This window comes from Sporolactobacillus nakayamae (assembly GCF_900113325.1).
Classification (GTDB): Bacteria; Bacillota; Bacilli; order Bacillales; family Sporolactobacillaceae; genus Sporolactobacillus; species Sporolactobacillus nakayamae.
In genome coordinates this window covers 442,994-460,987 of record NZ_FOOY01000003.1, presented here as the reverse complement: position 1 = coordinate 460,987, position 17,994 = coordinate 442,994, and the positions used below count along the sequence as shown (strand labels likewise).

General features: G+C 44.6%; 20 protein-coding genes. 19 read left to right on the top strand and 1 reads right to left on the bottom strand.

Annotated elements, in window-relative coordinates:
- Positions 1-69: 69 nt before the first annotated feature.
- Both BM003_RS02255 and spoVM read left to right on the top strand, forming a co-directional pair.
- Entirely contained in the window at positions 70-711 is a 642-nt protein-coding gene (locus tag BM003_RS02255) for a thiamine diphosphokinase (RefSeq protein WP_093669623.1), read from the top strand.
- 100 nt (positions 712-811) lie between these two features.
- The gene (spoVM, locus tag BM003_RS02250) at positions 812-892 is read left to right on the top strand and encodes a stage V sporulation protein SpoVM (RefSeq protein ID WP_010023251.1); all 81 of its coding nucleotides are present in this window, start codon (positions 812-814) and stop codon (positions 890-892) included.
- Positions 893-1,026: 134 nt separating this feature from the next.
- Here the strand turns inward: spoVM and rpmB are convergent, their stop codons facing one another.
- The gene (gene rpmB / locus BM003_RS02245; RefSeq protein ID WP_023508941.1) at positions 1,027-1,215 is read right to left on the bottom strand and encodes a 50S ribosomal protein L28; all 189 of its coding nucleotides are present in this window, start codon (positions 1,213-1,215) and stop codon (positions 1,027-1,029) included.
- A gap of 256 nt (positions 1,216-1,471) precedes the next feature.
- Here rpmB and BM003_RS02240 point away from each other — a divergent pair, with 256 nt between their 5' ends.
- The 17 genes from BM003_RS02240 to trmD all read left to right on the top strand — a co-directional run bounded on the left by BM003_RS02240 (position 1,472) and on the right by trmD (position 17,908).
- On the top strand, positions 1,472-1,870 hold the full coding sequence (locus BM003_RS02240) for an Asp23/Gls24 family envelope stress response protein (protein WP_093669622.1): 399 nt from the start codon (positions 1,472-1,474) through the stop codon (positions 1,868-1,870).
- A gap of 15 nt (positions 1,871-1,885) precedes the next feature.
- Positions 1,886-2,548, top strand: coding sequence for an L-serine ammonia-lyase, iron-sulfur-dependent subunit beta (sdaAB, locus tag BM003_RS02235; protein WP_093669620.1), 663 nt, complete (start codon positions 1,886-1,888; stop codon positions 2,546-2,548).
- 33 nt (positions 2,549-2,581) lie between these two features.
- Complete coding sequence (gene sdaAA, locus BM003_RS02230) at positions 2,582-3,484, top strand: L-serine ammonia-lyase, iron-sulfur-dependent, subunit alpha (protein WP_093669618.1); 903 nt, start codon at positions 2,582-2,584, stop codon at positions 3,482-3,484.
- On the top strand, positions 3,481-5,529 hold the full coding sequence (recG, locus tag BM003_RS02225; protein ID WP_093669616.1) for an ATP-dependent DNA helicase RecG: 2,049 nt from the start codon (positions 3,481-3,483) through the stop codon (positions 5,527-5,529). Before sdaAA ends, recG begins: the two co-directional genes overlap by 4 nt.
- 177 nt (positions 5,530-5,706) lie before the next feature.
- Complete coding sequence (gene fapR / locus BM003_RS02220) at positions 5,707-6,282, top strand: transcription factor FapR (protein WP_093669614.1); 576 nt, start codon at positions 5,707-5,709, stop codon at positions 6,280-6,282.
- An 84-nt stretch (positions 6,283-6,366) separates the two neighbouring features.
- Entirely contained in the window at positions 6,367-7,311 is a 945-nt protein-coding gene (gene fabD, locus BM003_RS02215; RefSeq protein WP_093669612.1) for an ACP S-malonyltransferase, read from the top strand.
- 5 nt (positions 7,312-7,316) lie between these two features.
- Positions 7,317-8,063, top strand: coding sequence for a 3-oxoacyl-[acyl-carrier-protein] reductase (gene fabG, locus BM003_RS02210; RefSeq protein ID WP_093669610.1), 747 nt, complete (start codon positions 7,317-7,319; stop codon positions 8,061-8,063).
- 166 nt (positions 8,064-8,229) lie between these two features.
- Positions 8,230-8,472 carry an acyl carrier protein gene (gene acpP / locus BM003_RS02205; RefSeq protein WP_093669608.1) on the top strand — a complete coding sequence of 81 codons (243 nt, stop codon included), beginning with the start codon at positions 8,230-8,232 and terminating at the stop codon, positions 8,470-8,472.
- A 112-nt stretch (positions 8,473-8,584) separates the two neighbouring features.
- Positions 8,585-9,313, top strand: a complete 729-nt coding sequence (gene rnc, locus BM003_RS02200) for a ribonuclease III (protein ID WP_093669606.1) — start codon at positions 8,585-8,587, stop codon at positions 9,311-9,313.
- A 146-nt stretch (positions 9,314-9,459) separates the two neighbouring features.
- Positions 9,460-13,032, top strand: a complete 3,573-nt coding sequence (gene smc / locus BM003_RS02195; protein WP_093669604.1) for a chromosome segregation protein SMC — start codon at positions 9,460-9,462, stop codon at positions 13,030-13,032.
- 45 nt (positions 13,033-13,077) lie between these two features.
- Positions 13,078-14,079, top strand: coding sequence for a signal recognition particle-docking protein FtsY (ftsY, locus tag BM003_RS02190; protein WP_093669602.1), 1,002 nt, complete (start codon positions 13,078-13,080; stop codon positions 14,077-14,079).
- 152 nt (positions 14,080-14,231) lie between these two features.
- Positions 14,232-14,567 carry a putative DNA-binding protein gene (locus BM003_RS02185; RefSeq protein WP_093669600.1) on the top strand — a complete coding sequence of 112 codons (336 nt, stop codon included), beginning with the start codon at positions 14,232-14,234 and terminating at the stop codon, positions 14,565-14,567.
- Positions 14,568-14,579: 12 nt separating this feature from the next.
- Positions 14,580-15,923 (top strand): signal recognition particle protein, encoded by a 1,344-nt coding sequence (gene ffh / locus BM003_RS02180; protein ID WP_093669598.1) that lies wholly within the window; start codon positions 14,580-14,582, stop codon positions 15,921-15,923.
- A 99-nt stretch (positions 15,924-16,022) separates the two neighbouring features.
- On the top strand, positions 16,023-16,295 hold the full coding sequence (rpsP, locus tag BM003_RS02175) for a 30S ribosomal protein S16 (RefSeq protein ID WP_093669596.1): 273 nt from the start codon (positions 16,023-16,025) through the stop codon (positions 16,293-16,295).
- Positions 16,296-16,315: 20 nt separating this feature from the next.
- On the top strand, positions 16,316-16,546 hold the full coding sequence (locus BM003_RS02170; RefSeq protein WP_093669594.1) for a KH domain-containing protein: 231 nt from the start codon (positions 16,316-16,318) through the stop codon (positions 16,544-16,546).
- A gap of 98 nt (positions 16,547-16,644) precedes the next feature.
- A complete protein-coding gene (rimM, locus tag BM003_RS02165; RefSeq protein ID WP_093669592.1) occupies positions 16,645-17,172 on the top strand; it encodes a ribosome maturation factor RimM in 528 nt (175 codons plus the stop codon).
- Positions 17,162-17,908 (top strand): tRNA (guanosine(37)-N1)-methyltransferase TrmD, encoded by a 747-nt coding sequence (gene trmD, locus BM003_RS02160; RefSeq protein WP_093669710.1) that lies wholly within the window; start codon positions 17,162-17,164, stop codon positions 17,906-17,908. The genes rimM and trmD overlap by 11 nt, the downstream gene beginning before the upstream one ends.
- Positions 17,909-17,994 lie beyond the last annotated feature (86 nt).

The window sequence follows — 17,994 nt, the reverse complement described above, 5'->3', positions numbered from 1 at the left end:
CTAAAATGGAAGATACACAAATAGATGATGTGTATCTGATTGAATACATTATAGAAAGCAGATGTATCAATGAACTTAGCAATTGTTGCCGGCGGACCTGAAGAACTCGTGCCCGATTTAAATGCGCCGGAGTATGCGAACTACGAATGGATTGGGGCCGATCATGGCACCATTGTCTTGTTAAAAAATCAGATTATACCGACGCGTGCATTTGGCGATTTTGACTCGCTCTCTGAACAAGAGCGCGACGAGGTGGACGGAAAAGGATTGAAGCTCTGCAGCTATCCACCGGAAAAAGATAAGACCGATCTTGAACTGGCGCTTGATTGGGCACTCAGTCAGAATCCGGATCATTGTCTTTTGTTTGGTGCAACGGGTGGTCGGATGGATCATGCGCTTGCTAGTGTTCAACTGTTGATGAAAGCTGTAGAACGGCATGCAGAGCTTGAGATTATCGACCGGAATAATCGAATCACTTTATTAACTCCGGGCGCATACCCTATAGAGAAAAATCCATCCTACCGTTATCTTTCATTTCTTGCTATGACTGAAAAGGTGACCGGGCTGACTCTGTCTGGTGTGAAGTACCCGCTTCATGATGCGGTATTGCCTCTTGGATCAAGCCTTTGCATCAGCAATGAAGCTGAGGAAAACCTGTTTACTGTCAGCTTAAACCAAGGGTATTTGCTGATGATGCTCTGTCGTGACTAACTTGGCCGTAATGGCTGGTCATAGTTTCCGTCATCGTCTCATATATTCTAGAAGCACGTGATAAAGGATGACGGCGCTTGAGACAAGGAGGAGCAGTGCAATGAAATTTTATACGATTAAATTGCCAAGATTTCTGGCCAGTATTGTGAGAGCCCTCCTCGGTTCGTTTAAGAAGGGGTAAGCTAACTCGCATGTCAAAAAAGACATCTTTTATGGGGTGTCTTTTTTGAATGTGCCACAAAAAACACCCCCCTTCACTGAAGGGGGGTGTTTTTTGTGGTTCACGTTTAGTCAAATCCATTGGTTGAGTACGCGTTAAACGCGTTCAACTTTACCTGCTTTAAGCGCTTTTGTTGATACATAAACGCGTTTTGGTTTTCCGTCAACAAGAATACGGACTTTTTGCAGATTTGCTTTAAACGTTCTTTTCGATTTATTTTCAGCAAATGAACGGTTCTGACCGAACTTAGTTGTTTTGCCGGTAACAAAGCATCGACGTCCCATTTAGATGACCTCCCTGACCATGCAATTCATTAACACAATAGTTTTATACTAACACGTTCGGTGCCCGCACGCAACTAGATGTCATCTGAAAAATGAATCGGCAGGCGTAATTTTGTGCGTCGCTTTAAAATTAAGGATAGCTAGTGTAAAATAACGATAAGTCGACTATGTTTACGGATAGAGAATAATCGTTTATCGCATTGCCAATTCTTCTGTGCCCTCACAAAAAATGAAGTTTATTCAGGAGGTTTTATACATGTCTGTTTCAATTAGCAATAACTATGGACAAATCGATATATCTATTGACGTTATCGCCAAAATCGTCGGCGGCGCGGCGATGGATTGCTATGGGATCGTTGGCATGGCTTCGAAAAATCAATTAAAAGACGGTTTTGCAGAACTGCTGAAAAAAGATAATTTCAGCCGCGGAATCATTGTCCGATTTGACGATGATCAGAATCTGCTCATTGACATGTATATCATTGTCAGCTACGGAACGCGTATTTCAGAGGTAGCGGGAAATGTTCAAACAAAGGTTAAAGAAACCCTGAATGAAATGCTCGGGTTAAACGCGGCATCAATTAATATTTTCGTGCAAGGCGTTCGTTTAAATGATGAAGAAGTGTCACCTGATGATCAACCATTACAAGCATAAGGGGCGTGTCGCATTATGAAATATCGGAGCGTCTTTGATATTATCGGGCCGGTTATGGTTGGACCATCGAGTTCGCATACTGCTGGTGCTGCAAAAATTGGGCGTATGGCTAGAAAATTGCTAGGAACCGCACCAGTACGTGCGAAAATAACGCTTTATGGATCTTTCGCCGAAACATATCGCGGACATGGAACCGATGTCGCCATTGTTGCCGGTCTCCTTGATTTCGATGAAAGTAACACAAGTCTTCCTGATTCACTTTCAATAGCGAAGCAGAAGGGCATGGATATTGAGTTCTTCATCGACAAAGAGACTCCGATGGAGCAGCCGAATACCGCGCGTATTTTTTTATCGAGCGGCAGCAACGAACTTGAATTAGTCGGTGTATCCATTGGTGGAGGAAAAATTGAGATTACGGAAGTCAATGGTTTCTCGATATCCTTGTCCGGGAGCAATCCCGCACTTCTTGTGCTGCACCATGATAAATATGGTGCGGTTGCTGAGGTAGCGGGCTTGATTGCTAAATATGAAATGAATATTTCCTATATGGAAGTTTCTCGTCAGGATAAGGGGCGTTTAGCCCTGATGGTTATTCAAACGGATGAAGAAATTGGTGAAGGACTTGCTGCCGAAATTTCCGGACTTCCCAATATCTTAAATGTCGCTGTTTTATCCTAAAAAAGCAATTATTCCGGAAAAGGAGGTGCCTTTATGTTTCAGACAATTAAGGAATTAGTAGACATCGCAAATAGTCGGAAGCTTCCAATCTCTGAGGTAATGATCCAAACCGAGATGGAAACCACAGGGAAAAGTCGGAAGGATATTTTAGATAAAATGTCCGGACAATTAGAAGTTATGGAAAAGGCTGTAGAGAGAGGCATTCGTGAAGACATAAAGTCGCGCTCAGGCATGTCCGGCGGGGATGCCCGACTTTTGCGGAATTACTTGGAACAAGGAAATACATTATCAGGTTCGGTACTGTTGGATGCGGTGAGTAAGGCAATGGCGACGAATGAAGTAAATGCGGCGATGGGAACCATTTGCGCCACACCGACTGCCGGTTCAGCAGGTGTCGTGCCGGGGGTTTTGTTTGGCTTGAAATCAAAACTGAAGCCGAACCGAGATCAAATGGTCGCTTTCTTGTTTACCGCAGGTGCTTTTGGATTTGTCGTCGCCAATAATGCCTCGATTTCCGGTGCGGCAGGCGGCTGCCAGGCAGAAGTGGGTTCGGCGACAGGAATGGCTGCGGCTGCGGCGGTTGAAATGGCAGGCGGTACACCGGAACAATCAGCACATGCGATGGCCATTGCGCTCGGTAATATGCTTGGATTGATTTGCGATCCTGTGGCAGGGTTAGTAGAAGCACCTTGTGTGAAAAGGAACGCAATCGGCGCTTCAAGTGCAGTTGTTGCGGCAGATATGGCGCTCGCAGGAATTAAAAGCATTATCCCGTGCGATGAAGTGATTGAGGCCATGTACCGTGTCGGACGCATGATGCCTGCTGCTTTAAGAGAAACCGCGCTTGGCGGTCTTGCAGATACAAAGACCGGTCGTGCACTGAAAAAGAGAATTTTCGGCTCGGATGCGCAGCCATCCATGATAAAAGAACGATGAGAGAATCCTACTCGCTTTTACCAATTACAGAACTTAAAGGCGTCGGGGCCAGACTAGCTGAAGAACTCGAACAATTAGGAATCGCGACGGTTGATGATTTATTTGCCTATTTTCCTTATCGGTATGACAACTATGAATTAAGAGATCTCACTGATGTACAAGATCAGGAACAGGTGACGATTTTAGGAAAAGTGCAAAGTGAGCCATTATTGAATTACTATGGGAAGAAAAAATCGCGCTTGACCGTGCGCGTATTGTCCGGGCGATATCTTATTACAGTTATCTTATTTAACCGTCCTTATCTCAAAAGAAGTTTAAAGCTTGAGGATACAGTGACCGTAACGGGAAAGTGGGATCGGAACCGTGCGACACTGACCTCGTCTGATTTTCATATAGGCCAACCTGATCAGAATGCTCAATGGGCTCCTGTCTATCCTGTGAAGTCGGGTGTATCCGTGAAAAAATTAAGAGTGCTGATTAGCCAGGCGTTCACCCAATTTCCTAATCGCATCAAAGAGAATCTACCAAAGGAATTGCTTACATCTTATAAACTAATTGGCCGGGAGCAAGCGATTCGAACGATTCATTTTCCAGATGGCCAAGCGAACCTGCACCAGGCAAGAAGGCGGCTCGTCTATGAAGAGTTTCTAATCTATCAATTGAAAATGCAAGCCTATAAACGAATGAAACGTTCGTCGTCTGATGGAATCCGCATTCCCTTGGATCAAAAACGGATTCGCGAGTTTGTTGGCTTGCTTCCTTTTTCAATGACACATGCGCAAAATCGAGTGATTGATGAAATTCTAAAGGATATGGCCTCATCTTCACCAATGAATCGCCTGCTTCAAGGCGATGTCGGATCGGGGAAAACCATAGTGGCTGCCATCGCCTTGTATGCCGCTGTTTCAGCGGGCTATCAAGGAGCTCTGATGGCGCCTACTGAAATTCTAGCCGAACAGCATGCTGAAAATCTTCATAATCTGTTCCAGCCATTTTCAATTTCTGTCGGACTATTGACAGGAAGCGTTCGCGGAAAAAAGAGAAGAGAACTTCTGGAAAATTTATCGAACGGTAAAGTTCATATTCTTATTGGCACGCACGCGTTAATCCAGCCGGAAGTGGTGTTTCAGAATCTTGGTCTCGTTGTGACGGATGAGCAGCATCGCTTTGGCGTAGGGCAGCGGGGAGCATTACGGCTCAAGGGGAAGGAACCGGATGTTCTGTACATGACCGCCACACCAATTCCGCGCACGCTTGCGCTGTCGGTTTTTGGGGACATGGATGTGTCGACTATTGATGAACTTCCCGGTGGAAGAAAACAAATCAAGACTTACTGGGTCCAGGAGAATATCATAGATCGTGTGATTCAATTCATGAAGAAAGAACTTGACCAGGGAAGACAGGCATATGTTATTTGCCCGTTGATTGAGGAATCCGAGCAGCTCGATGTCCAGAACGCGCTTGATGTTCATGCGCAACTTTCACAAGCGCTTCCGGGTTATACAGTCGCCCTAATGCACGGAAAGCTGACGCCTGAAGAAAAAGATGAGGTCATGAATTCATTTAAAAAAAGGGACGATCAAGTGTTGGTCTCCACTACAGTAGTTGAGGTTGGAGTCAATGTTCCGAACGCTTCGTTAATGATCATATACGATGCGGATCGCTTCGGGCTGTCTCAATTGCATCAGCTGCGCGGTCGTGTCGGCCGTGGTAACGCCCAATCTTACTGCATCCTGCTCTCAGACGCTAAATCGGAGACAAGCAGAGAAAAAATGCGGATGATGACTGAGACCACTGATGGATTTAAATTATCCGCTTATGACCTTAAACTTCGTGGCCCGGGTGACTTTTTTGGAAAGAAGCAGAGCGGGCTGCCTTCTTTTAAATTGGCAGATATCGTTCATGACTATCGCACCTTGGCAACAGCCAGAGATGATGCGGCAAGGCTGGTGCAATCTCCTCAATTTTGGCAAGAAGATCGTTACGAGCAATTGCGCAAACCATTAATTGAATCAGGGCTTACACAGACACTGCATTTGGATTGAAAAATGAAACCGTAATAATGGACACCTCGTATGTTATGGGTCGTGTATGCGATTCTTGAACATAAATCACCCAAGCTACCCGTTGAAGGTAAGTTATGATATACTAACTAATATTACCTAGTCTTAATTGCTAAACTTAGCAATTAGTGACGATCACAAGACGGCGGTGTCCAGTTTATGAGGAAAAGCAAGAAGGACAGACAGGCCTCCCTACATCAGACAATTGATGAGAATCCATTTATTACAGACGATGAACTGGCGAAAAAGTTCTCAGTTAGTGTTCAAACGATCCGGCTTGACCGGCTGGAATTATCCATTCCTGAGTTGAGGGAACGAATTAAACATGTAGCCAAACGGCAATTCGATGATGTCAAAGCGCTCCATAAAGAAGAAGTAATTGGGGATATTCTTGATCTTCAATTGGATACGAGCGCGATTTCTATTCTTGAAATAACACCGGATTTTGTTTTTTCAAGAACCGGAATTGCCCGCGGCCATCATTTGTTTGCACAAGCGAACTCGCTCGCAGTGGCTGTAATTAATGATGATCTCGCCTTAACATCAAAGGCTGAGATCCAATTTATTCGTCCGGTTAAGTCTGGTGAGCGAGTGGTTGCGAAAGCGAAAGTTATGCGCAAGGAACGGGTGCGCACAATCGTTGAAGTGGACAGCTATTCTGGACATGATCATATTTTTACAGGTGTGTTTACGATGTATCGAGCGCACGGAGGAAAAGATAAGTCGGAAGTATGAGCGGCGACGTGAATTGCCTCCGCCTTTTCTTTAGACATTTTCAAAAACTAGTGTATTGAATTAGGTCGCGGAGGTTGATGTATTTTGGGTAAGATCGCATTTGTTTTTCCCGGACAGGGCTCTCAGACAGTTGGTATGGGCGCAGATCTGATTGAGGCTTATCCTGAAGCAAAAAAAATGTTTGAAGCAGTGGATCAGCGCTTGGCTTTTCCGTTAACAGAACTGATTATGAACGGTCCCGATGATGCGCTGAAGAAGACAGAAAATACGCAACCGGCGTTGCTGACAGTAAGTGCTGTGCTTTGCACGTTGCTGGAGAAGCAGGGGATTAAGCCGGACTATCTTGCCGGACATAGTCTTGGTGAGTACAGCGCATTATTTGCGGCTGGTGTGCTTGGTTTTGAAGATGCGGTATACGCGGTACGTAAAAGAGGAAAACTGATGGAAGCAGCAGTTCCTGCCGGAAAAGGCACGATGGCGGCAGTGCTGGGGCTGGAAGCAGAACAGTTGAAAGCAATTTGCGCCAATGTCTCTGAACAAGGCGATTCCGTACAAACCGCGAATCTAAATTGCCCGGGGCAGATTGTCATTTCCGGAACGGTTGCCGGAGTGGAGCAGGCATCACAACGTGCCTCTGAAGCGGGTGCGCGCCGAGTGGTTCCACTTGCAGTAAGCGGACCTTTTCATTCATCATTGATGAAACCTGCTGCCGAGAAAATGAGGACGGTGTTGCAGGCGTTGTCTGTCCGTAATGCCGACATTCCCGTAATCGCGAACAGCACGGCTCAAGAAGAGCAGACGGCTGCAGAAATTTGTGATCATTTAATTGAACAACTCTATTCGCCTGTTCGCTGGACTGAATCCGTGGAACGGCTGATTGAACTTGGTGTCGATACTTTTGTTGAAGTCGGCCCCGGTAAGGTGCTCTCAGGATTAATTCGTAAGATTAACCGGAAATCTACAGTTTTTCAGGTCAATAATGTACAGAGTTTGATTGATGTGTCTGAGAAGCTGAAGGAGCGTGTATAATACTGATGGGACTCGAAGGAAAAACAGCACTGGTCACCGGCGCTTCCAGAGGAATTGGACGCTCCATTGCCATTAAGTTAGCTCAGTTAGGTGCCTCTGTAATTGTAAATTATTCAGGCAATAAAGTTCGTGCTGAAGAAACAGCCGCTCAAATCCAATCGGTTGGGAGCGAAGCACTTATTTGGCAGTGCGATATTTCTGATGAAAAAGCAGTTCAGGAAATGGTGAAAGAATCAATCGCTCATTTCGGAAAACTAGATATTGTTGTGAATAATGCGGGCATTACACGTGACGGTTTGCTGATGCGCATGAAAGAAGAGGACTGGGACGCGGTGCTGAATACAAACCTCAAAGGTGTATTTCTGGTTACGAAAGCGGTTCTTCGTCCAATGATGCGGCAAAAAAAAGGTAGAATTATTAATGTGGCTTCTGTTGTAGGTATATTAGGTAATCCGGGTCAAGCCAATTATGTAGCTGCCAAAGCTGGTGTGATCGGATTGACAAAAGCGACCGCGCGGGAAGTGGCATCCCGAGGAATCACAGTAAATGCGGTTGCTCCAGGTTTCATTGTTACGGATATGACCGATCAATTGTCTGATGACGTGAAGAATAAAATGAAACAGGAGATCCCGCTTGGACAACTGGGATCACCTGATGACGTTGCCGGCGCTGTCGCATTTCTAGCTTCGGATGACAGTAAATACATGACCGGACAAACATTAAGTATTGACGGCGGTATGTCAATGCAATAAAATAGTCTAGGTATGCTTTGAATAGAGGCTTTTCGCTAAGTGCACGATTTTTTGCCAAAGATGCACGATCAGTGAAAATTTTCTTAAGTATTTTGTTCCTTCTTACTTTTGAAGGGCGAATGAGCTTTTTTACAAATTGTAAATACCCTCGAGAGGAGGTGAAGACATGGCAGATGAAGATGTTTTGACACGTGTCAAGAAAATCGTTGTTGACCGATTGGGCGTAGATGAAGCAGATGTTAAACTTGAAGCTTCGTTTAAAGAAGACTTGGACGCAGATTCTCTTGACATTGTAGAACTTGTCATGGAACTTGAAGATGAATTTAATTTGGAAATCTCCGATGAAGATGCGGAAAAGATTCAGAGCGTTGGTGACGTCGTATCTTACATAGAGAACCACAAATCCTGACAATCTAACCATGAGTCCCGTTTTTATAAATCCGTTTATAATGACGGGACTTCTTATTTATTTGGGGATATATGGAAAAATGGATTTTGGTTTAGTTAGCGGAGGTGCAGGCATGACAGGTTCAAAGAAAGTACAAGATCAAGAAGTAGTTGTTACAGAGAGGCTTCATCAATTTCTTAAAGACTTCTCTTTTTCATTTAAAAATGAAGAATTGTTAAAACAAGCATTCACTCATTCATCTTATGTGAATGAGCACCGTCGCGAATCAAAAGATGACTATGAGCGGCTCGAATTCCTCGGAGATGCCGTACTTGAACTGCTTACGTCACAGTATCTGTTCAAGCATTATCCGGATCTGAGTGAAGGGGATATGACCAAGCTTCGTGCGGCAATTGTCTGCGAGACCGGATTGTATCAATTCGCTTCCTCATTATCCTTCGAGGACAAGATTTTTCTGGGACGCGGAGAAGAAGTAACTGGAGGAAGACAACGTCCTTCGCTTTTGGCCGATGTGTTTGAGGCCTTTATTGGTGCCTTGTATCTCGATCAAGGCTTGTCGGAAGTCGACCGGTTTTTGACAACCGTTGTCTACCCGAGGATCAGCGACGGTTCTTTTTCCCATGTGATGGATTATAAAAGTCAGCTGCAAGAAACGATTCAGCGAAATAATTTGGGTGAACTCGATTATGAGTTAGTTACTGAAAAAGGACCAGCTCACCAACGTGAGTTCACGTCAAACGTGTTGCTGAACGGCGAAGTGATCGGAATGGGAAAGGGACATTCAAAGAAAGACTCGGAACAAAGCGCCGCACGCAAAGCGCTAAAGAATCTCGCCGAGTAACAAAAGCAGCCGGGGCTCTCGGCTGTTTTTGTTACTCGTCTTGCTACGCTCAACGTTGAGCGCAGCAGCCAAAAGTGAACGAACGAAGATCAATATATGGAACGATCATGATGAACGAACGATAGGTATGAAACGGAGGGAATGGGATGTTCCTCAAACGATTAGATGTCTCAGGCTTTAAGTCATTTGCCAACAAAACATCTGTAGAATTCGTCCCTGGTGTGACCGCTGTTGTCGGCCCTAACGGAAGCGGAAAAAGCAATATTACAGAAGCGATCCGCTGGGTGCTTGGTGAGCAGTCGGCGAAATCATTGCGCGGCTCAAAAATGGAAGACATCATATTCTCCGGAAGTGACGCGAGAAAAGCGGTTAATATGGCCGAGGTGACGCTCACCTTGGATAATAGCGACCGCTACATCGCTATGGATTTTAGTGAAATCAGCGTCACGCGACGAGTGTTTCGCTCGGGTGAAAGCGAATTTCAGCTGAATCGCCAAAGCTGCCGATTGAAGGATATCGTAGATTTGTTTATGGATTCCGGATTAGGCAAAGAAGCCTATTCAGTCATTGGTCAGGGGAAAATCGATGAAATTTTAAACAGTAAAGCAGAGGATAAACGTAAAATATTCGAAGAAGCTTCAGGCGTGCTCAAATACAAATTGCGCAAGCAGGCTGCTGAAAAACAATTGAATGAATCTGAAGACAACCTGAATCGTGTCGAAGATATTCTTCATGAGCTAGAAGCTCGGCTTGATCCATTGGAACAACAGGCATCGATCGCCAAAGACTATTTGGAGAAAAAGGGCGAGCTGGAGGAAGTTGACATTGCTCTGCTTGCACATGATATAGACGACCTCCATGGTCAATGGGAAGAAAAAAAGAAACGCGTGGAAGCATTGACTCTTAAGAAAAAGATGCTGACCGATGAAATTGAGCAGTTTGATCAAGAATATCGTTCCAAACGATCAGCACTTGAAGAACTTGACCATTCAATTGAAGTGAGACAAACGGAATGGGCAGAATCTGCGGAACAGCTGGAGAAGCTGCTCGGAACAAAACAAGTGTTGAATGAGCGTAATAAGCACGCACAAAGCAATGCGGAGGAATTAAGAGAAAGAATTGCTCACTTAGGAGAGCAGTTAAACCAAGAACAACGCATACGTGCAGAGGCGCTCAAAAACGAACTAACCGAAAAAAGCGCATTGACGAAAATACGGCAAAATCTAGTAAAAAAGCAAAAAGAGTTTGGTAGTTTTGAGCAAAATTTGGATGAATTGATTGAGCAATTGAAAGAGGACTATATTGAAGTTTTAAATCAGCAAGCATCGATGCGAAACGAGCGACGTTATTTATCTGATCAAGAGAAAATATTGGAGTCCAAAAAAAAGCGTATTTGGACAAACACTGAAGAAATGAAAACTGCGGCAGAAAAAGCGGGCGAGCAAAAAAAAGCGCTCACGTTGCAGCTTGAGAAAATAGGCGCCAATGGGAATGTGTTGAAAGAACGCTTTGAAGCATTTCAATCACGCTCGGAGGAAGAGAGAAATCGCTACGCAAAGGAAAAAGACGCAGTTGATAAAATTAATCATTTTATCGAGCAGGCGCATTCTCGAAAGGAACTGCTGGAGGCGTTAAAGGAAGATTATGCCGGTTATTATCAAGGAGTCAAGATGGTGCTGAAGAACCGGAAAAGACTCTCTGGAATTCACGGCGCCGTCGCGGAACTGATCCAAGTTGCTAAAGACTATGGAACAGCGATTGAAACGGCTCTAGGCGGTTCTTCGCAGCATGTAGTCGTGTCTGATGAGTCTGCGGGAAGGCAGGCCATTCAGTTTTTGCGCCGGAATAAAGCAGGGCGTGCGACGTTTTTACCTATTTCTGTAATCAAGCCCAAATCGATTTCTCCGGCGGAACGCAGCCGTTTACAGAGACATTCTGCTTTTATCGGTACAGGATCCGAGTTGCTTACCTGTGATCCGCAGTATAAACAGATCGTTGCTTTTTTACTGGGATCAGTTATCGTAGCGAGAAATTTGGAAGGTGCTAATGAAATTGCCCGTCAGATCAATTACCGCTATAGAATTGTTACCTTAGAAGGTGACAGTGTTGCCCCAGGCGGCGCGATGACTGGAGGCAGCACGAAGCAGCATCAGGCAAGCTTGATTGGTCGAAGCACTGAGATCGATGAACTGGATCGGCAGCTCAAGGAAATGCGGGAGAAAAGGGCGCAGCTTCAGCACGATTTCTCGAAGCTCAAGAATCAAATTGCGGCCGATGAAATGGAAACAGAGAAAGTGCGTCAGGAACTGCAAGAAACGCTGAATCAATACCGCGAGATTGAAGCACAAAAACGAGAGGCTGAAACTAAAGAGACAGCAAGTCTTGAGAAATATCATTTGTTCACACGAGAGAATGGCGATTTCAATGCGGAACAGGAAAAAATAACAGCACGTCTCCGCGAAATTGATGGCAAAGTTTCCGAAAATGAGAAGAAGGGAAAGAGCCTCACAGATCAAATCAGTCGCCTGACCAAGAATAGAGAGGATATTGATTCGTCGAAAGAGGCACTTCAGGCTGAAATCACATCGCTAAAAGTAAAGGTAGCAGAGCAAAGTCAAATTGTGGCGCACCAAGAAGAAAAAGCGCTGCAATCCAAGGCGAGGGTCGGTGAACTTGAATCATCACTTGAGGCGCTTCGATCATCGGCAAACGGAATTGATTCTGAAATTGAGAACCAACATGAAAATGTTGAACAACTTGATCAACGTATTCATGATGCTCAGTCAAGAAAAGAAATACTAATGGATGAACTGATGAAAATGCGTACATCCCGCCATGACCGGCAGCACGCGCTTTCAGACGAGGAAACCAGAATGTCAAAGCGCCGCGCTGAATTGAACGAGGTTAGTATAGCGTATCAGGAAGAAAATGTGGTTCTTGGACGGATGGATGTTCAGCTTGACCATCTTTTGGATACATTAAGAGAAGACTATAAATTGACAATTGAAGCGGCGAGAGAAAATTATCAGCTGACAATGGAGCTAATGGACGCGCGCAAAAAGGTGAAATTGATTAAAATGGCTATCGAAGAGATGGGAACAGTGAATCTTGGTGCCATTGATGAGTACGAAACCGTTCTTGAACGCAAGAATTTTCTCTCAACGCAAAGAGCAGATCTTTTAAAAGCCCGAGATACATTGAACCATGTTATGTCAGAGATGGATCAAGTCGTTGAGCAACGGTTCACCGAAACCTTCAATAAAATACGAACACATTTTCAAAGTGTCTTTCGCGAATTGTTTGGAGGCGGAAGAGCCGACCTTCAACTCATTGAACCCGAGAATATGCTAACAAGCGGAGTAGACATTCTGGCCGAGCCTCCAGGTAAAAAGCTGCAGAGGCTGTCTCTTTTGTCTGGTGGCGAACGGGCACTGACAGCTATCGCGCTGCTCTTTGCTATTCTAAAAGTCCGACCGGTTCCCTTTTGCGTTTTGGATGAGGTGGAGGCAGCTTTAGACGATGCGAATGTCGACCGATATGCAGCTTTCCTAAAAAAATTCAGCCTTGAAACTCAGTTTATTGTAGTCACTCACAGACATGGAACGATGGAGCGTTCTGATGTACTCTATGGTGTCACGATGCAGGAATCAGGTATCTCACGACTTGTATCTGTGCGCTTGGAGGAGACAACAGATTTGCTGACCGCAGGTAATGGTTGATGAGCAGTAATAGTAGGTTCAGTCTAAAAGATAGGGGATGAACAAATGAATTTCTTTAATAAACTAAAGGATCGGATTACCGGAAGTACAAATACTGCTACAGACAAGTTCAAAGATGGTTTGTCAAAGTCGAGAAAGTCATTTGCCGAACGCATGAATAATTTGGTCAAGCGCTATCGGAAAGTAGACGAAGATTTTTTTGATGAATTGGAAGAATTGTTGATTGAATCTGATGTCGGCATGACAACGGTTATGGATCTGGTTGACAGGCTTAAGAATGAGTCACGTACGCGTAATATCAAAGATACCAACATGTTAAAGGACGTCATTGTCGAAGTCCTATCTGAATTTCTGACGAAGCATAAAGAAGAAACCCGGTTGAATTTAAATCCATCCGGACTCACAGTCATCCTTATGGTAGGCGTCAATGGTGCTGGTAAGACAACGACAATCGGCAAGCTTGCCGGCAGATTAAAGAATGAAGGGAAAAGCGTATTACTTGCGGCGGCCGACACATTTAGAGCCGGCGCAATTGATCAATTACAGGTTTGGGGCGATCGAACAGGTGTCGATGTGATCAAGCATCAGGAAGGTTCTGATCCGGCCTCAGTTGTCTTTGACGCAATGCAAGCGGCGAAATCACGTAAAATAGATGTACTGCTTTGCGATACAGCGGGACGATTGCAGAATAAAGTTAATTTAATGAAAGAATTGGAGAAGATCAAACGTGTAATTTCTCGTGAATGTCCCGGCGCACCCCATGAAGTACTGCTTGTTTTGGATGCTACTACGGGGCAGAATGCGTTAAGTCAGGCTAAACTATTCCGACAGGCATCAGAGGTCACTGGTATCGTCCTTACCAAATTAGATGGTACAGCAAAAGGAGGCATCGTACTTGCGATTCGCAATGAATTAGACATACCTGTTAAATTAGTAGGCCTAGGCGAACAGCTTAACGATCTGCAAACTTTTGATGCGGATGCCTTCGTTTACGGACTGTTTTCGGAGTTGTTCCAGACTGACGAGCAAGGAGCGAATCTTGAATAACGAATGGAAGACGATATCGATTAGAATTTGGACATTTATGAAGCTTTTCTTTTACTGTTTTCGGCATTTGGGGAATAACTTGACACATGCGAGAAAAACCTGTAATATTTATCGCGTAAAGTAAAATGCCTTTACAACCAAGGGGATTTGCTATGCTTGAGAAGGTTTTGAGAGTTAATGCCCTATACGATTTTTATCAGCCGCTTCTCACCCCAAAACAGCAAGAGTATTTGAACCTTTACTATCTCAATGACTTTTCTCTTGGTGAAATTGCGGAAAGAAGTCAAGTTACAAGACAAGCTGTTTATGATAACCTGAAACGGGCTGAGAGCGCTCTTGAGGCGTTCGAGGATAAGTTAGGGCTGTTTCATAAATACGAGATTCGACTTTCTGTTCTTTCAAAAATGAGAGATCTTTCTGATCATATGAGTAGTGAAGAAAGCCAAAAACTAGATTCTTTTATCGATGAACTGGAGAATTTAGATTAGGAAGTGAGAAGTATGGCATTTGAAAGTCTGTCGGATAGACTGCAGGCGACGATGAAGAAGATTCGCGGCAGAGGCAAGGTCTCTGAGAACGATGTCAAGCAGATGACGCGTGAGATTCGTTTGGCACTTCTTGAAGCGGACGTCAATTTTAAAGTGGTAAAATCGTTTGTCAAAAGTGTTCAGGAGCGTGCCATCGGTCAGGATGTCATGAAAAGTCTCACTCCGGGACAACAAATTATTAAAGTTGTTCAGGAAGAACTGACCGAGCTGATGGGCGGCGAGCAAACGAAGCTGAACCTCGCTCTGAAGCCGCCGACTGTTCTGCTCTTTGTCGGACTGCAAGGTGCCGGTAAAACGACATCCGCTGCTAAGCTTGCCAATTATATTCGAAAAACCCATAATAAGAAGCCGCTGATGATCGCGGCCGATATTTATCGGCCTGCAGCGATCAAACAGCTGCAAACCTTAGGCGGCCAATTGAATATTCCTGTTTTCTCACTTGGGGATCAAGTAAGCCCGGTCGAGATTGTGCGTCAGGGGATGGAGCAGGCCAGGGCGGATCATCATGATCTGATTTTGATTGATACCGCCGGGCGTCTTCATATTGACGAAGGACTCATGGAGGAACTTGATCAAATCAAGGCTGTCAGCCATCCGGATGAGATCTTTCTTGTTGTCGATGCGATGACTGGACAAGACGCGGTGAACGTAGCCACCTCATTTAATGAGCGGCTCGACTTGACCGGTGTCATCATGACAAAACTTGATGGCGATACGCGCGGCGGTGCTGCCTTATCTATCCGCTCCGTTACCGGAACCCCAATTAAGTTTGTGGGTATGGGCGAGAAGATGGATGCACTTGAACCTTTTCATCCGGATCGTATGGCATCGCGCATTCTAGGCATGGGCGATGTGCTTTCTCTCATTGAGAAGGCTCAGGCGACGATTGATGAAGAGAAAGCGCAGGATATGCAGCAAAAGTTGCTTTCCGCCAGTTTCACGTTGGATGACTTTCTTGATCAAATCGGACAGATCCGTAATATGGGACCGTTGGAAGATTTGCTTGCAATGATGCCTGGGGCGAATAAGTTCAAAGGTATGAAGAACATGCAGGTTGACGAGAAGAAAATCGGGCAAATTGAGGCGATTATTCGCTCCATGACATCCCAAGAAAAAAACGATCCGGATATCATCAATGCGGGCCGGAAAAAACGGATCGCACTTGGCAGCGGCACATCTGTCGCCGATGTCAATCGATTGCTCAAGCAGTTCAAAGACATGAAAAAAATGATGAAACAGTTTATGGGCAAGACAAAGGGCAAGAAGCGCAATCCTTTTAATTTACCATTTATGTAAAACCATTTAGAAGAGTATTCTTGAAAAATGGGATAAACGTTCATTCCCAACTTTTTGAACACCCTCAAAAAAAACATTAAATTTAGGAGTTGTTTTACTATGTCAGTTAAAATTCGTTTAAAGCGCATGGGCGCAAAGAAACGTCCTTTTTACAGAGTTGTTGTTGCCGATTCACGTGCACCTCGTGACGGCCGTTTTATTGAAGAAATCGGCACGTACAATCCGGTTGTTACACCAAAAGCATTCACTGTTGATGAAGAAAAAGCGCTCGATTGGCTTCAGAAAGGTGCGCAACCGTCTGATACGGTGCGCAACCTGTTCTCAAAGCAAGGTCTTATGGAGAAATTTCATCTTTCTAAGCTGCAAAAATAAGAGCAAAGGGCGGCAGATAAATGGAGGAATTAATCAAAGCCATTGTATTCCCGCTCATTGACGATCATGAACATGTTCAGATTGAGAAACAGGAGATCCCTGGTCAGGTTACCTATATTCTGACTGTGAACAAACCGGATATGGGGAAAATCATCGGCAGACACGGTCAGGTGGCCGAAGCAATACGGACGGTCATTTCTGCCACGGGTCATGCTAAGAGGGTTAAAACACGTTTCTTAGTCCGCGAATAACATAAAAAAGAGAAGGGGGATCTTTTACCCTTCTCTTTTTCAGCTTACATAGCTATGCGGATGAAGATGATGTGATTCATGAATAAGGAGGTTCTAGGATGACTGAACAGTGGCTTTACGTTGGGAAAATTGTGAATACCCAAGGAATTAGAGGAGAGGTACGAGTAGTGAGTGTCACAGATTTTCCGGAAGAGCGCTACGCGAAAGGAGCGGTCCTATATGTACGGGATCAGAAGAACAGTACATATGAACCACTTAAGGTCGCAAGTTATCGCCGTCACAAACAATTTGATTGTCTGATGTTTGAAAACTATAACTCAATAAATGATGTAGAAAAGTACAAGGGTTGCTCACTTTTCGTCACAAAAGAACAATTGTCCCCACTTGAACAAGGCGACTTCTATTATCATGAAATCATTGGTGCACAGGTAGTCACTGACACTGGCGCGAAAATGGGAACTGTTAAAGAAATATTATCTCCGGGTGCGAATGATGTATGGGTTGTGGACACAGGAAAAAAGGATGTTCTTATCCCGTACATTTCCGACGTCGTGAAGAACGTTGATGTTGTGCATAAAACGGTGATTGTTCACCTGATTCCGGGGTTGGTCGATGATGAAGATTGATATTCTATCTCTGTTTCCAGAGATGTTTGAAGGTGTTCTGAATACATCAATACTAGGAAAAGCGGCTGAGAAAGGCGCTGTTTCATTCAAGGTCACCAACTTTAGGGACTTTACAACCAATAAGCATAATAAAGTAGATGATTATCCATTTGGTGGTGGCGCAGGGATGGTATTGATGCCTCAGCCTTTGTTTGATGCGGTCGATGCCGTCCGTAAAGAAGAAAACGCCAAGCCACGCATCATTCTTACCTCGCCGCAAGGAAAGCCGTTTAAGCAGCAGGACGCGGAGATGCTGTCAAAGGAATCCAGTCTGATTTTTATCTGCGGTCATTATGAAGGATTTGATGAACGGGTACCGGAACATTTGGTCACGGATGAGTATTCCATAGGAGATTTTGTCATGACTGGCGGAGAACTGGCGGCAATGTCGATGATCGACAGTATTGTCCGATTGCTTCCTGGTGTTCTTGGTAATGATACATCTGCAGTTACGGATTCATTTTCTACCGGCTTACTTGAACATCCACACTACACACGACCAGCCGATTTTCGCGGCATGAAGGTACCGGATATTTTACTGTCGGGAAATCATGAAAAGATCGCTGAGTGGCGCCTTCGAGAATCACTGAGACGTACTTATGAACGCAGGCCGGATTTATTGATTGATCTTGAACTGAGTGAACAGGAAAAGAAATGGCTCAACCAATTTGAATGTGAGTCGGAAGAGAAACACTAGTTGCTTTGGCGTAGCCGAAAAAGCTTGCATCAAAGCGTTTAAATGTGGTAAGATATTCTTCGTGGCAATTGCCAGTGAATACGATG

Excerpts from the sequence above, each read along its gene's own strand:
- BM003_RS02255 (WP_093669623.1), top strand. The coding sequence starts at position 70 with ATGAACTTAGCAATTGTTGCCGGCGGACCTGAAGAACTCGTGCCCGAT.
- spoVM (WP_010023251.1), top strand. The coding sequence starts at position 812 with ATGAAATTTTATACGATTAAATTGCCAAGATTTCTGGCCAGTATTGTG.
- rpmB (WP_023508941.1), bottom strand. The coding sequence starts at position 1,215 with ATGGGACGTCGATGCTTTGTTACCGGCAAAACAACTAAGTTCGGTCAG.
- BM003_RS02240 (WP_093669622.1), top strand. The coding sequence starts at position 1,472 with ATGTCTGTTTCAATTAGCAATAACTATGGACAAATCGATATATCTATT.
- sdaAB (WP_093669620.1), top strand. The coding sequence starts at position 1,886 with ATGAAATATCGGAGCGTCTTTGATATTATCGGGCCGGTTATGGTTGGA.
- sdaAA (WP_093669618.1), top strand. The coding sequence starts at position 2,582 with ATGTTTCAGACAATTAAGGAATTAGTAGACATCGCAAATAGTCGGAAG.
- recG (WP_093669616.1), top strand. The coding sequence starts at position 3,481 with ATGAGAGAATCCTACTCGCTTTTACCAATTACAGAACTTAAAGGCGTC.
- fapR (WP_093669614.1), top strand. The coding sequence starts at position 5,707 with ATGAGGAAAAGCAAGAAGGACAGACAGGCCTCCCTACATCAGACAATT.
- fabG (WP_093669610.1), top strand. The coding sequence starts at position 7,317 with ATGGGACTCGAAGGAAAAACAGCACTGGTCACCGGCGCTTCCAGAGGA.
- acpP (WP_093669608.1), top strand. The coding sequence starts at position 8,230 with ATGGCAGATGAAGATGTTTTGACACGTGTCAAGAAAATCGTTGTTGAC.
- rnc (WP_093669606.1), top strand. The coding sequence starts at position 8,585 with ATGACAGGTTCAAAGAAAGTACAAGATCAAGAAGTAGTTGTTACAGAG.
- smc (WP_093669604.1), top strand. The coding sequence starts at position 9,460 with ATGTTCCTCAAACGATTAGATGTCTCAGGCTTTAAGTCATTTGCCAAC.
- ftsY (WP_093669602.1), top strand. The coding sequence starts at position 13,078 with ATGAATTTCTTTAATAAACTAAAGGATCGGATTACCGGAAGTACAAAT.
- BM003_RS02185 (WP_093669600.1), top strand. The coding sequence starts at position 14,232 with ATGCTTGAGAAGGTTTTGAGAGTTAATGCCCTATACGATTTTTATCAG.
- ffh (WP_093669598.1), top strand. The coding sequence starts at position 14,580 with ATGGCATTTGAAAGTCTGTCGGATAGACTGCAGGCGACGATGAAGAAG.
- rpsP (WP_093669596.1), top strand. The coding sequence starts at position 16,023 with ATGTCAGTTAAAATTCGTTTAAAGCGCATGGGCGCAAAGAAACGTCCT.
- BM003_RS02170 (WP_093669594.1), top strand. The coding sequence starts at position 16,316 with ATGGAGGAATTAATCAAAGCCATTGTATTCCCGCTCATTGACGATCAT.
- rimM (WP_093669592.1), top strand. The coding sequence starts at position 16,645 with ATGACTGAACAGTGGCTTTACGTTGGGAAAATTGTGAATACCCAAGGA.
- trmD (WP_093669710.1), top strand. The coding sequence starts at position 17,162 with ATGAAGATTGATATTCTATCTCTGTTTCCAGAGATGTTTGAAGGTGTT.